Consider the following 13,770-nt stretch of genomic DNA (forward strand, 5'->3'; position numbering starts at 1 on the left):
TAAACTGACGGTATTGCAATGCGCCGCCAGTTTAGGTTTATGTGAAGTATCAAGGGACAAACAGACAGGTTGATCGATTCTATGGGCTATTACTTCGCATAAACTCACGCTTCGCATATGATGACTTTACGCCTATACTTCGGTGTGAACACGATGTGGTACTTGCACATCCACTTCGTGTGCGACAGGCTGTGTGCCTTGTTTGCCAAAACGGCCGCCTTTCCGGGCTGATACGACTTGAACACTTGTATCTTAGCCCCGGTAGGCGGCGTTTTGACGCAAGGGCAAAGCCTTCGATGCGCACCCGCATAGCGGGTGGTTTATTGCCCGCCGCGCTGCGTGCGCCGTGCAGGCTCACGAGCCTGAACAAAAACGTCACGCCCGCAGCTCATGTACTGCGGGCGTGGCGTTTTTCGTCCTATTCGAAATCGTAGAGGTCCTTGGTGGCAACCTTAAAGTCCTCAAACACTTCGGCGGCAATGCTCACGTCGTCCACCAGTTCGAAAGCCGCCGGCTGACCCTCGTCGTCAAGCTCGGTCACCTCAAGGATAATCACTTCCCCGCTGCCAGTCCCCACCTCATCAGCTTCCTCAAACGGGAAAAAGAAACCGTAGCTGCGATCGTTGTGCAGGATGATCCCCAGAAACTCAAGATCAATACAATCACCCTTCTCGTCTTCAAACGTCAGCGTCATGCCCTCCTGAACGGGCGGGCAGTAGTTGGGGGCACTTCCTTCACGCATGGGCATGAGCTCCTTCCCTATCGCTTTGCAGAGCGCTTGGATTTCTTCTTCGCCTTGGAAGACGACTGCTTACTGCTCTGCTCTTTACCATCTGTGGCATCTGCGTCAGACGCGAGTTCGGCAGAAGCCTGATCGATAGGCTGCGGGTTACCGAACGCGAATATGCCAACATTCGTGCCGTAGCGACGGACCAGCTTTGCGTAGCGGGGCTCGCGTGTCTTCCACATGGCATAGAGCGGCGAGGCAACAGCAATAGACGAGTACACGCCCACAGCAAGACCCACCGACATGGCAAGCGCGAAATCTTTCAGCGTCTCGCCGCCGAACAGTAGCATGGCGACCACCGGCACAAGCGATGTGATAGACGTGTTAATGGAGCGCACGAACACCTGGTTCACCGAATGGTTCGCCATAGTCATGAACGTACACTTGATGTCGCCTGACTGCATGTTGTCGTTGATGCGATGGAACACCACCACCGTGTCGTATAGCGAGTAACCCAAGATGGTGAGCAACGCCGCAATGGTGTTCGGCGTAACCTCGCGCCCCACCAGCGCGTACACGCCAATGACAATGATCAGGTCATGCAGCAGCGTTACCACGGCCACAATACCCATCTTGTAATCCCTAAAGCGAATGCCAATGTAGGCAATAATAAGCAGCAGCGACACAACAAACGCAATGAGCGACGAGCGTACCACACTCGCACCCCAGTCAGGACCAATGGTGGACACCTGGAAGTTCTCCGTCGGAACACCCAGCTGCTCGGCAGCGTCGGTCGCGTGTGCCGTCGCTTCTTCGGCATCGGTGGTTGAGGTGCGAACGAGGAAGCCGTTTTCGCCATTCGTCTGCGTCGTTTGAATGACAGCATCGGGCTCGCCAGCCTGTGCCATGGCATCACGCATCTGATCGATGGTAATGTCGCCCGTCTGCGTGAACGTCACCGATGTACCACCCACGAACTCAATACCGAAGTTAAGTCCGCGCACGCCCATAAACGCAATCGACAGCGCCACGAGTACCGCCGATACACTCAAGAGCACCTTGCGCACACCGAGGAAGTTGATATCAAGTTTAATGAAGCGACCTTTGAGCTTGCGCGCGGCTTCAACGGTAAACGATTTCGTGGTGCATGAACCCGGCGTATCCCCCGCCTCGCGCACGGCTTCCTGCACGGCCGCCGCTGCATCCTGGCTCGCCTTGATGTTCCAGAACTTCGTGTGCTTACGCATAACATGCGGCGCAAGCACACGAATCAGTGGCGCCTTAAACAGCAGCATCATAATAATGTCACACATGATGCCAAGCGCCAAGGTAAGGCCAAAGCCCTTTACGCTCGCACTTGCCAAGAAGAACAGCGTAAGCGCCGACACCATGGACACAAGGTCAGCGTCAATGGAGGTCAGAATCGCATGGCGCACGCCTGTCATAGATGCCGCACGAACGCTTCTGCCCATGCGTATTTCCTCACAGAAACGCTCAAGCGTAAGGATGGATGAGTCAGCCGCCATACCAATAGTTAACACGATACCTGCCACACCCGCAAGCGACAGACTAAACAGATCAAAGTGCGAAAGCAACGCCAGAATACCTAAATAGATTACTGCGAACACCACCATGGCCGCCGCTGCGATAAGACCAAGGCCGTTGTAAAAGAACAGCAAATACACTAACACCAGTAAAAGGCCGATGCCAGCAACAACAACACCGCTGCGCAACGCATCCTGACCAAGCGTAGGACCAACCGACTGGCTTTGTTCGTATTCGAAGCTCACCGGCAGCGAACCGCTCTCGAGCACAGCCTGCAGAGCCTGCGCGTCCTCAAGGTCGTAACCACCCGTGATGGACACCTCACCGTTGGGAATCTCGCTCTGTACGGCAGGTGCCGAATGTACCTCACCGTCAAGAATGATAACGATCTTGCCTTTGGTGGGTGCGAGCTCCGCCGTGGCGTCGGCAAACGCCTTTGTGCCCTCAGCATCAAGGCGCAGCGCCACCGCATAGTAGGCCGACGTGTCGGATTCCTTCTCCACGGTCACACGCTCGATGTTCTCACCAGTGATAAGCGGAGTGTAGGTGCCCTCTTCGACCTCCATATACTCGACCGCCGAATCAGTGGCGAAGGTATTACCGAAATCGTCGGTCACCGTTCCACCGGTTACGTAACCGCCCCTGTCAATGGTGGAACGAACAGTCTCATCGGTGAATGAGTCGAGTCGCGCGAACTCGAGCTTGCCTGTACGCCCGATTGCCTCAAGTGCCGCTTCAGTGTCGGATAAACCAGGAATTTGCACGAGAATCTGGTTGTCGCCCTGCACCTGCACTACCGCCTCGGACGCACCAAGCGCGTCCACGCGGCTTTCTATGATAGAGCGGCTGCTTTCCATCTGCTCGTCGGTGATGGCACTACCGTCGGTGCTCTCCGCCGACAATACAACCGACAAGCCGCCTTGGATGTCGAGGCCCTGGTTGATCTTTTCCTGCGGAGGCATGAAGAGCGCCACCGACGCCACTAGCAAGAGCGCGGTTGCCACCAGCAGCCACACATTGCGGCGATCAGTGCCGCCGTCGAGCTTCTTTTTTCCCCGGCTTTTTTGCTTACCCAGCTCAGGCATAACGCTTGCTCCTTGACGCGCATCGGGCGCCCCGCATTTGTGTATCATGCGGAGTGCCCCTTCATCATTTCTCAAACTTGTTTATTATGCCACAACAGTCTGTGAAACGGGTACTTAGTAATCCTTCGCTGCAGGAGATGCCATCCATTCCGCATAGAATTCCTCGTACGCATCGGCGCAGACGGCCTCGCGCGCGCGGCGCATGAGATCAATGAGGTAGTGCAGGTTGTGAATGGACAACAAAATGCCGCCGAGCATTTCACCTTGCTTCACCAGATGACGAATATAGGCGCGTGTGTGGTTGCGACACGTTGGACAGGTGCACTGCGCATCGAGCGGCGTGAAGTCACGCGCGTACTTGGCGTTGCGCATGTTCATGCGGCCCGTGCTGGAAAACGCCGTGCCCATGCGGGCCGTGCGTGTGGGCAGCACGCAGTCGCACATGTCAACTCCTTCGCGCACCGCGCGCACAAGCGTGGTAGGATTGCCCACGCCCATCAGGTAACGCGGACGATCTTCCGGCAAGGCACGGGCGACCTGGCCGAGCGTCTCGAACATAACCTCGTGACTTTCGCCTACCGAATAGCCGCCAATACCGAACCCGCCGAAGCGCCGACCACCGTCCGCCACACTCTCGCACTCAATATCGAGGAGTCGACGTACGCTTTCCATGCGCAGGTCGAGCTCCATGCCACCCTGCACGATGCCGAATAGCGTTTGATCAGGCCGCGTGTGCGCTGATAAGCAGCGGCGCGCCCAGTTCGCCGACAAATCGACAGCGTGCGCCACGAAGTCGCGACTAGCCGGATACGGCGTACACTGGTCGAGCTGCATGATAATGTCGGCACCCAGCTGCTCTTGAATACGCATGTTGTCTTCGGGGGTCCAGCGAACCTTTGCACCGTCGTAGATAGACCGAAACGTCACCCCATCAGCGTCAAGCTTGCGCGTGTCAGCCAGCGAGAATATCTGGAAGCCGCCCGAATCGGTGAGCATAGGGCCATCATAGTTCATAAAGCGATGTACACCACCCGCCTGCGCCACAATATCAGCGCCGGGACGCATAGCCAGGTGATACGTGTTGGCAAGCACCACCTGCGAGTCAAGCTCGCGGAGCTGCTCTACCGTAACACCCTTCACCGTGGCGCTCGTGCCCACCGGCATGAACATAGGCGTGCGAAATTCGCCGTGTGCCGTCTGATACACACCGGCGCGTGCATGCCCGCTAGTTGCGGTAACGGTGTAGTCGAACAATGCCATTATCTACGCCTCCTGCCCGGCCGCATCAGCAACCCACGACGCGCCCGTCCGCGGCGTGTACGAAGCAGCAAACGCCGCCATGACGCGCTGCTCGTCTTCAACAGCAAGCCGGTAGTTCGCTGCAAGTGCAACCTGCGTGTCGGCGGGTGTCACTGCAGCGGGATTGATACCCACAGCGGGATTTACGCACACGGGCAGCGCCTCGGCCCACACAGCGAAATCGGCACGCGTGCCGTGCTTCACGGTTTCGAGCGGGAAAGAAACCGGATCGAGCAGATTGTCGGTAACGATGTACATGTCGCAGCCAAGACCCGCAAATGACATGTCCTCGAGCGTGTTATTGCCCACCATGAGTACGTCTTTACCGGAAAGACCACACGCAGCAAGATTCTCGGCGCAGTAGGCGGGTTTGGGCTTTACCGACGTCGAGTTGTCGTAGGTGGTAATGCGCACGAAATCGTTCGCATCGAGCCCTGCCCATTGCAGGCGCCACACAACAGCACGTGGCGGAAACAGCGGCATCGTGGCAACTATCAGCGGGTAGCCCTTATTCACAAGCGCTCGTACCGCACGGGCAACATTGGGATCGTTTCCACAGGTCGCGCCCAGCTTGCCGAACTCGGTTTCGTAATAATGATCCAAAAGCGCAGCCCAGTTGGCAGCATCGCGATCGACAAACGAGAAGAACGTTTCCCAAAACGCCTGGTCATTCGTTTGATCCGACGGACTTTTTATCATCGCCTTGACACCAGCAGACACCGCCGCCGAAAACGTTTGAGCATCAAACCCGCGAGCAGCCACGAAAGCAGCAAGCGACGTAAAGTACCCTTTAAGGAATTCCTCAATCTCCATCGGCAACAATGTGCCATCTAAATCAAAGAAGATGGCGCGATAGGCGCGTTCGGTTGTTTCCATGCAAGCTCCTTTGCGAGCGCGTCGTGCATTAGCATCATGTTAGTATAGGAAACATGCGTAAACCCATGGAAAACACTACGGAAAAACCCTGCACGGAACGCGTGCTGTTGCATGCATGCTGTGGCCCATGCTCGACCGAGCCAACCCGGCTTTTGCGAACGCGCGGCATCGAGCCGACCATCTTTTTCGCCAATTCAAACATCCACCCAAAAAATGAGTACGAACGCCGCTTAGATACCATTCGCACCTTTGCTGAAGATGAGGGAATCAGCCTGATCGAAGGTTCCTACGACGCGTCAGCTTGGGAGCGCACCGCGGGGCGTGTAGGTGACGCAGCACATGAACGCTTTGGGCTCATCGCCGATGAACACGCCGCCGAATTCGCCCGAACCAAAGACACCGAACGGGCCCACATGAGCAATGTGGCCGTCTCGCGCGACGAGAGCAGCTCGCACGCTAAGGGGCACGATGGAAGACACACTGAGGAGCGTGACGCAACCATCGCAGATTGCTCACGCGCAACGGAAGGCGCAGACGATGTCGGTGGCGCTAACGTGCCCGACATATTCCCCAACCCGCTTGACGACGTGCCAAACGTAGGCGCAACCTCAAGCAGCGCCCGGGAAGCGCGTGCGGCGCGATGCCGAGCGTGCTACCGGATGCGCTTCGAGGAAGCGGCGCACTACGCTGCAGCGCACGGATTCGACGCGCTGGGAACTACGCTATCGGTAAGCCCCTACCAGCACACGCAGATCATCCGCGAAGAGCTTGAACGTGCCGCATCGAGCGCTGGCATACGGGCACTGTTTGAGGACTACCGCCCAAGCTATGATGACACCGTGCGTCGCAGCAAGGACGCGGGCATGTACCGGCAGAACTACTGCGGCTGCCGCTTTTCCGAGGAGGAAGCCCGCGCCGAGCGCACCTACCGCAAGGTCGAGCGGAAAGCGCACCGTATTGCGGAAAAGCTCGCCGAAGCCGAGCAGAAGGCGGCATGTGCAAACGAGCCCTACGTTGATCCTGCCTCCCCCAACGGCGCCTTCGTAGCTGACCCCCTGCCCGCGGAAAGCCTTCCGCGCATACAGATGGAAGCTTCTAACGGAGCGCGTCGCTGCAACTTCAAAGCCTTCGATACCGTAATCGAGCTTATTACCTACGGCAACGCCGCCACGTGCGAACACGCGTTTTTCGATGCAGTTGACGCATGCCGAGCCTTCGAACGACGGCTTTCCCCGTATCTTCCACATTCTGACATTGCACGCCTGAACAAAAGTGCCGGTGAACCGTGTACCATTCACGAACAAACAGCTGAACTGCTGCTCGCGTCAAAGCGCTATTGTGCGAAAAGCAACGGCACGTTCGATATCACCATGGGGCCGGTTATCAGCCTGTGGGATTTTCACACTGGCCTCGTTGCTGACGAGCGTGCGTGCGCACGTGCGCTCGAGCATGTGAACTGGCGCAAACTAAACGTGTTTCGCCTTGGCGGGCAATGGTTTGCCCACCTGGCCGATCCGCATGCATCGGTAAACCTAGGCGGCATCGCGAAAGGCTGGATAGCCGACCGCCTGGCCGACATCATGATGCGAGAAACAGAAGATGTGCAGGGCATAAGCGTGAACCTCGGCGGCAACGTGCTCGTGCGCGGAGACAAACCTGACGGCAGCGCGTGGCGCATCGGTATCCGCGACCCACGCGATACGCGCCGCCTGATAGGCGCTGTGCCCGTGCGCAACATGTCGCTCGTAACCAGCGGCACCTATGAGCGCTGCTTTAAGCGCGATGGCGTGCTGTATCATCACATTTTAAGTACAGAAGACGGCAAGCCCGTGGCCACCGACATCGCTGGAGCAACCGTGGTGGCGCGCGACTCCATAGACGCCGAAGGGTTTTCCACCACGCTCTTAGCACTGGGGTCTGAACGCGCGTCCCAGTTTGCTCAACGCGAGCCTGCAATTATCGCCGCGTTCCTGGTAGGCTTCGACGGCTCTGTCATCTCCATCGAAAAAGACGCGCTTGTTCCAAGCGCGCACCCCACCCCACGTACCGAAAAGGACCCCTTGCGAGCATGAAAACCGAAGACTTCAACTATAACCTGCCCGAAGAGCTGATCGCCCAAGAGCCTACGTCCGTGCGCGACCTGTGCCGCATGCTGGTTATGGATCGCAAAACCGGTGCGCTTAAAGACCACATCTTCCGCGACATCGCAGACTACCTACGCCCTGGTGACCTGCTTGTTGCGAACGAAACCCGCGTCATGCCCGCCCGCTTGCTGGGTACAAAACGCGGCACGGGAGGAGCAGCTGAGGTGTTTCTCTTGCGTCAGCTGTTCGGAGCACAGGCAGCTCACTACGACCCTTCCGCCGACACAAGCGCGGCCGGTTCGAACCAAACCGCCATCTGGGAGGTACTCGTTCGGCCTGGCAAGCGTTTAAAGCCGGGAAGCGGCGCGGTGGTCGACTTTATGAGCGACACAGGAGTCGTGGTGCTGTCGGCAGAGGTGATCGATTGGGCAGCCGGTGCGCAGCGCGGCGAGCGCGTGGCGCGCCTGAGTACACCACTTCCCTCGCTTGACGAAGCTCTACACGCGGTCGGACACACGCCACTGCCGCCCTATATTAAAAACTACGCCGGTGACGAAGAGCTCTACCAAACCGTTTACTCGCGCCGCGAGAGCAGCGCCGCCGCGCCAACTGCCGGATTGCATTTCACACCCGAGCTCATTGATCAGCTGCAGAGAAACGGCGTGCGCTGGGAAACCGTAGAGCTGGAAGTGGGCCTTGACACGTTTCGTGTCATTGACGAGGACGATCCTGAACAGCACGTCATCCACACCGAGTTTTTCCACGTACCACAGCGCACCGTGGACGCCATTGCTGAAACACGCTCGCGCGGCGGACGCGTCGTAGCAGTGGGCACCACCAGCGTACGTAGCTTAGAAAGCGCCTGGGATGCCACTGCGGCCCCGAACGGCACAGCGCGCCCTGCAAGCGTTGCAGCCCGCACAGGATGCGGTGCTGTAACAGCGCGCGAACGCGAGGCAACGAGCCTCTATATTCTGCCCGGGTTTGAATTCAACGTGGTCGACGCTCTCATCACGAACTTCCACGTGCCGAAGAGCACACTCATGATGCTGGTAAGCGCTTTCAGTAGCCGGGAAAACCTGCTTGCCGCCTACGAACACGCCGTGCGCGAGCGATACCGCCTGCTGTCGTTCGGCGACGCCATGTTCATCTGTTAGCGGCAGCTTGAACACGCCGAACACCCGAGCACGCCGAGCACATCGCATACCCGAGCACGACTCTTTCAAGGAGTGCATTCATGAGCACCGAAACGAATATCGACCACGTTGCCTCCGCCATAAGCGCCTTGGCCGACGCCACCACACATACCCCCGACGAAGAGGTCAGCGTGGCAAACGACACCGATCCCTTTGCTCCCGGATCGCTCGGCATGCTGGCCCCCAGCTGGTGGGAGGACGCTGAGGGCACCGTGTCCGGCGAGGCCAGCGCACCCGATGACTCACAGGCGGCGAGTGCGAACAGACCTTCCCCACTCGATGCGACCGATCCGTGGCTTACCCTCGACGAGGCGCTCGAGCGCTTCCTCGATTGGGTATCCCAGCGCGAAATCGAGCTGTGGCCCCATCAGGAAGACGCGTTGATGAACCTAGCGGTGGGCGACCACGTGATCTTAGGAACGCCAACCGGGTCGGGCAAATCGCTCGTCGCGCAGGGGCTGTGCTTTATCGGCATGGCGACAGGCCGGCGTACCTATTACACCGCCCCTATCAAGGCACTCGTTAGCGAGAAGTTCTTCGACATGGTTGACATCTTCGGCCGCGACAACGTGGGCATGATCACAGGCGACTCTACTATTAACACGCAAGCGCCCATTATCTGCTGCACTGCCGAAATCTTAGCGAACCAGGCGCTACGTGAAGGAGAAACGGCTGATGTGGGCTGCGTAGTGATGGACGAGTTTCACTACTATGGCGAACCCGACCGCGGCTGGGCGTGGCAAGTGCCGCTGCTTGCCCTGCCGCGCGCGCAGTTTTTACTGATGAGCGCAACGCTGGGCGACGTGAGCACCATCGCAGCATCGCTTGAGACACGAACAATGCGCCCCGTGGATGTGGTAGCCGACGCGCCACGACCCGTACCACTTTCTTACGAGTACTCACTCACGCCGCTCGAAGGTGCTGTTGAACTCGCACTTCGGCGCGGTGATGCCCCCATCTACGTTGTTCACTTCTCGCAAGATGCCGCCGTAGCAAGCGCGCAGTCGCTCGCCAGCTACGGCGTGGCCACCAAGGAACAGCGCGAGGCGGCGAAAGCCGCCATGAAGGGAACGGCGTTTACCACGGCGTTCGGCAAAATCCTGCGCCGACTCCTGGAATGCGGCGTGGGCGTACACCATGCTGGCATGCTGCCCCGCTACCGCCTGCTGGTGGAAAAACTGGCACAACAGGGGCTGCTTCCCGTTATCTGCGGGACCGACACGCTGGGTGTGGGTATCAACGTGCCCATTCACACGGTGTTGCTCACGCAGCTGACGAAGTACGACGGCTACAAAATGCGCCGACTGCGCGCACGCGAGTTCCATCAGATTGCCGGACGCGCCGGACGCAGCGGATTCGACACCGAGGGCCTGGTAATCGCCGAAGCACCTGAACATGAGATAGAAAACGCCAAGTTGGTGGCAAAGGCCGCAGGCGATCCGAAAAAGCTGCGCAAGATAAAGAAGAAGAAACCACCCGAGGGTTTCGTGGCCTGGAACGAGCAAACGTTCACTCGCCTGCGCGAGTCATCTCCTGAAAAGCTAACACCGCGCATGCGTATCACCCATTCCATAGTACTGGCCGTGATATCACGTGGAGGCGACGCACACGCCAACGTTTGCGAGCTTATCGAGCTCTCCGCCCAAACCGACGAGCAGAAAGTGAAGTTGCTCGCGCGCACCGATGAGATTTTCACCACACTCATCGACACCGGCGTGGTGGAGCGCATGGTGGACGAAAACGGTGCTGTTGAATACGTAACCACGGTCGATGTGCCAGATGACTTTGCACTCGATCAACCACTGTCGCCCTTCATGCTGGCAGCCTTGGAGCTGCTCGACCCCGAAAGCGAAACCTATGCGCTCGACGTAATATCGCTCGCAGAGGCCACACTGGAAAACCCCCGTCAGGTGCTGCGTGCCCAAGAGCGCGCTGCCCGGGAGGCAGCCATGGCCGAGATGAAAGCCGACGGCATCGAATACGAAGAACGGATGGAGCGACTGGCCGAAATAACCTATCCCCGTCCGCTCGAAGAGCTCTTGAACGCAGCATTTGCGGAATACTGCCGTGCCGTGCCATGGGCACGCGATCACGAACTAGCGCCGAAGAGCGTGCTTCGCGACATGCTGGAAACCGCATCGGACTTCAAAACCTACGTGGGCCGCTATAACATCGCGCGCTCGGAAGGCACGTTGCTCCGCTATTTGTCGGACGCCTACCGCGTACTCGACCGAACCATCCCACCAAGCGCACGCGACGAGCGCCTGCAAGACGTGATCGCATGGCTGCGCTTCATCGTGCACACCACCGATTCGAGCTTGGTAGACGAATGGGAATCGGCCGGCATGCAGCTGCCATCGGATGCATGCGTGCCGCAATTGGCCGACGAAGTGGTTGCCGACCGTCATGGCCTTACCGTGCTGGTGAGAAATGCGCTGTTCGCGCGCATTCGGCTCGCAGCAGCGGATCGCGCGGACAGGCTCGGCGAGCTCGATGGCGAATGGGGATTCGGAGCGCGCTTGTGGCGTGAAGCGCTCGATGCGTACTACAGCGAACACGAAGACGTACTACTCGATGCCAATGCTCGATCGTCGAAGTTTTTCGTGCTCGACGAATCGCCTGAGAAGAGCGAGCACACTTGGCTTGTTCGGCAGATATTTTGCGACCCTGAAGGCGACTGCGATTTCGCCATAGCGGCCCGCGTCGACCTAGACGCAACACAGGAGCAAGGCGAAGTAGTGTTCTCGCGCTACCGCGTAGGGTTCGCGGAAGACCTCGCCGAATAGGTGGCGCGAAACAACAGGTCAACGCCAATCGCACAACCACGCTATAGGCGCAGATCGCTCGGTGCGCCCGCACCATACCCAATGAAGAAAGCGGCTTCCGCCTTGTGCGGAAGCCGCTCTGCGTGTGTGCGATAAAAACCGCTTACAGCTTCGTTACGTTGCTCGCCTGAAGCTTGCCGTTCTGCCCCTCAGTCACATCAAAGGAAACGGCCTGACCCTCGTCGAGCGTCCTAAAACCATCCATCTTGATCTCGCTGAAGTGGACGAACAGATCCTCGCCGTCTTTCTGGGAGATGAATCCGTAGCCTTTTTCGGGGTTAAACCACTTGACAGTACCTTCCGCCATTTCAAATCCTCTTTCCTCTCCCCAGCGACCCGGGGAGGTATTGCTGCGTGCTGCATGGCGACAGCACTCACCCTCACCTCGAGGGTACGCATTCACTATACGCTATTCCATCCCAAAAACCATTTGGAAAAAACCAGAATGCCTTCTTTGGCTGTGCCCCACACAGAAAGCCCTTGAGAAATGTGTGCATTTGGTTGACGGCCTCTGCTCCTGCAGATCAACGACTACTCTTCGGCACCACATACTTCGTCAATCAGCTTGTTAACGCTACTCTCGCCAAGCTCGAACCCGTACGCTTCCGCAATCGCATACGCCTGCCCCGACCGCACAGCGGCAAGCGCGTGATCTCCAGCCTCACACAAGTAACGGGCCTCAAGCAAAAGTCCACGCGCCACATAGCCTGTCACCTGCGGATCAACCCCCGACACCTTCATGACCGCCGCAATCGACTCGGGAGCAAGCGACAGCAGAACCGCAGCGTCGATGTCGGTCGCTTCACCAATGGCAGTCTCAAGCGATTCGGCAGCCCGCTTCGGATCGCGCTCGTCAGTCGACACGCGCATGCTGCGGGCTATCGCCGCAAAGAACTGCGTGATCAAACGCATCAGGTAATCTTGCTCGAACATACTACTCCCCCTGCCGCGCAATTCCCAAATGGTCGTAGGCTCGATCCGTAGCCTGACGGCCCTTCGGCGTGCGGATCATCAGACCCTGCTGCATGAGATACGGCTCGTATACATCCTCCAGCGTGTCGGTACTTTCCGACAGTGCTGAAGCTAGCGTGGTTAGGCCAACTGGCCTCCCTCCGAACTGCACGCACAAGAGCTCGAGCACGCGATTGTCCATGGCGTCAAGCCCTAACGAGTCAACTTCGAAAAAGCTTAAGGCTAAAGCGGCCACATCTTCGTCAATAACACCGTCACCACGAACCTGCGCCCAATCGCGTACGCGCTTCAGCAGGCGATTTGCTAAACGCGGCGTCCCGCGACTTCTGCGTGCAATCTCAAGTGCACCGCTTTCACAAATGGGCACATCAAGAATAGAGGCAGAACGCAGCACGATGTCGGCCAACTCTTCGGGTTCGTAGTACTGCAAGCGAAACACAATGCCAAAACGATCGCGTAACGGCCCGGTGAGCAAACCCGTACGCGTGGTTGCTCCAATCAGCGTAAACCGAGGAAGGTCGATTCTGATAGAACGGGCAGCGGGCCCCTTGCCCACTACGATGTCGAGTGCGAAGTCCTCAAGTGCGGGATACAGCACCTCTTCCACCATGCGGTTCATACGGTGTATTTCGTCGATGAACAGCACATCGCCCTCTTCGAGGTTTGTGAGTATCGCAGCAAGATCACCCGTACGTTCAATAGCAGGGCCGCTGGTGGTGCGAATGTTTGACCCCATTTCGTTGGCGACAACGGTGGCAAGCGTGGTTTTGCCCAACCCCGGAGGTCCGGAGAACAGGATATGGTCGGCTACATCACCGCGCTCCTTTGCAGCTTCGATAAGGATAGACAGCGACTCCTTGATCTTCGTCTGTCCCAAATAGTCGCCCAAGCGCTTCGGGCGCAAACTGCGATCAAACGCCAGATCGTTTTCCTGTAATTCGGCCGACACGATACGCGAGCAGGCGGCAGTTGCGTTGTCCTGCACCCCACCGCCGATGGGCGCGCAAGCGCTTTGCGCCTCGAACACCATGCCTTCTATCTCAACGCCATGCTCTGTCATAGCCTCAACTTCTAACATCAACCGAACCGATTACAGCCAATTATGCACCGCACTACCTTACCCGCACGCTATTCCATGAGGAACCCAGAGGATGTGCGCAG

At 58.1% G+C, this 13,770-nt stretch carries 10 protein-coding genes and 1 pseudogene; 3 read left to right on the forward strand and 8 right to left on the reverse strand.

Going from position 1 to position 13,770, the window contains the following annotated elements; translation table 11 throughout:
• Window positions 1-119 precede the first annotated feature (119 nt).
• The 5 genes and pseudogenes from G7Y44_RS05035 to G7Y44_RS05055 all read right to left on the reverse strand — a co-directional run.
• Window positions 120-209: pseudogene (locus G7Y44_RS05035) on the reverse strand (IS200/IS605 family transposase); the annotation flags it as partial.
• Window positions 210-418: 209 nt separating this feature from the next.
• Window positions 419-742: a DUF1292 domain-containing protein gene (locus G7Y44_RS05040; protein WP_165248088.1), complete on the reverse strand. Its 324-nt coding sequence runs from the start codon at window positions 740-742 to the stop codon at window positions 419-421.
• Between the two features lie 17 nt (window positions 743-759).
• Window positions 760-3,357 (reverse strand): protein translocase subunit SecD, encoded by a 2,598-nt coding sequence (secD, locus tag G7Y44_RS05045; protein ID WP_165248240.1) that lies wholly within the window; start codon window positions 3,355-3,357, stop codon window positions 760-762.
• A 114-nt stretch (window positions 3,358-3,471) separates the two neighbouring features.
• Window positions 3,472-4,617 (reverse strand): tRNA guanosine(34) transglycosylase Tgt, encoded by a 1,146-nt coding sequence (tgt, locus tag G7Y44_RS05050; RefSeq protein WP_165043573.1) that lies wholly within the window; start codon window positions 4,615-4,617, stop codon window positions 3,472-3,474.
• 3 nt (window positions 4,618-4,620) lie between these two features.
• Entirely contained in the window at window positions 4,621-5,532 is a 912-nt protein-coding gene (locus G7Y44_RS05055; RefSeq protein WP_165248090.1) for an HAD family hydrolase, read from the reverse strand.
• 65 nt (window positions 5,533-5,597) lie between these two features.
• Here G7Y44_RS05055 and G7Y44_RS05060 point away from each other — a divergent pair, with 65 nt between their 5' ends.
• From G7Y44_RS05060 to G7Y44_RS05070, 3 genes are all read left to right on the forward strand, one after another.
• Window positions 5,598-7,604: an epoxyqueuosine reductase QueH gene (locus G7Y44_RS05060; RefSeq protein ID WP_165248092.1), complete on the forward strand. Its 2,007-nt coding sequence runs from the start codon at window positions 5,598-5,600 to the stop codon at window positions 7,602-7,604.
• Window positions 7,601-8,773, forward strand: coding sequence for a tRNA preQ1(34) S-adenosylmethionine ribosyltransferase-isomerase QueA (gene queA, locus G7Y44_RS05065; RefSeq protein ID WP_165248094.1), 1,173 nt, complete (start codon window positions 7,601-7,603; stop codon window positions 8,771-8,773). Before G7Y44_RS05060 ends, queA begins: the two co-directional genes overlap by 4 nt.
• 212 nt (window positions 8,774-8,985) lie before the next feature.
• Window positions 8,986-11,598, forward strand: coding sequence for a DEAD/DEAH box helicase (locus G7Y44_RS05070; protein WP_206214411.1), 2,613 nt, complete (start codon window positions 8,986-8,988; stop codon window positions 11,596-11,598).
• Between the two features lie 142 nt (window positions 11,599-11,740).
• On the opposite strand, the gene G7Y44_RS05075 is transcribed toward G7Y44_RS05070, so the two are convergent.
• The 3 genes from G7Y44_RS05075 to ruvB form a co-directional block, all read right to left on the reverse strand.
• Complete coding sequence (locus G7Y44_RS05075; RefSeq protein ID WP_165043580.1) at window positions 11,741-11,944, reverse strand: cold-shock protein; 204 nt, start codon at window positions 11,942-11,944, stop codon at window positions 11,741-11,743.
• Between the two features lie 224 nt (window positions 11,945-12,168).
• Window positions 12,169-12,570 (reverse strand): hypothetical protein, encoded by a 402-nt coding sequence (locus tag G7Y44_RS05080; protein ID WP_165248098.1) that lies wholly within the window; start codon window positions 12,568-12,570, stop codon window positions 12,169-12,171.
• A gap of 1 nt (window position 12,571) precedes the next feature.
• Window positions 12,572-13,669, reverse strand: coding sequence for a Holliday junction branch migration DNA helicase RuvB (gene ruvB / locus G7Y44_RS05085; protein ID WP_206214406.1), 1,098 nt, complete (start codon window positions 13,667-13,669; stop codon window positions 12,572-12,574).
• Window positions 13,670-13,770: the final 101 nt, after the last annotated feature.

This window comes from Adlercreutzia sp. ZJ141 (assembly GCF_011038965.1).
Lineage (GTDB): Bacteria > Actinomycetota > Coriobacteriia > Coriobacteriales > Eggerthellaceae > ZJ141.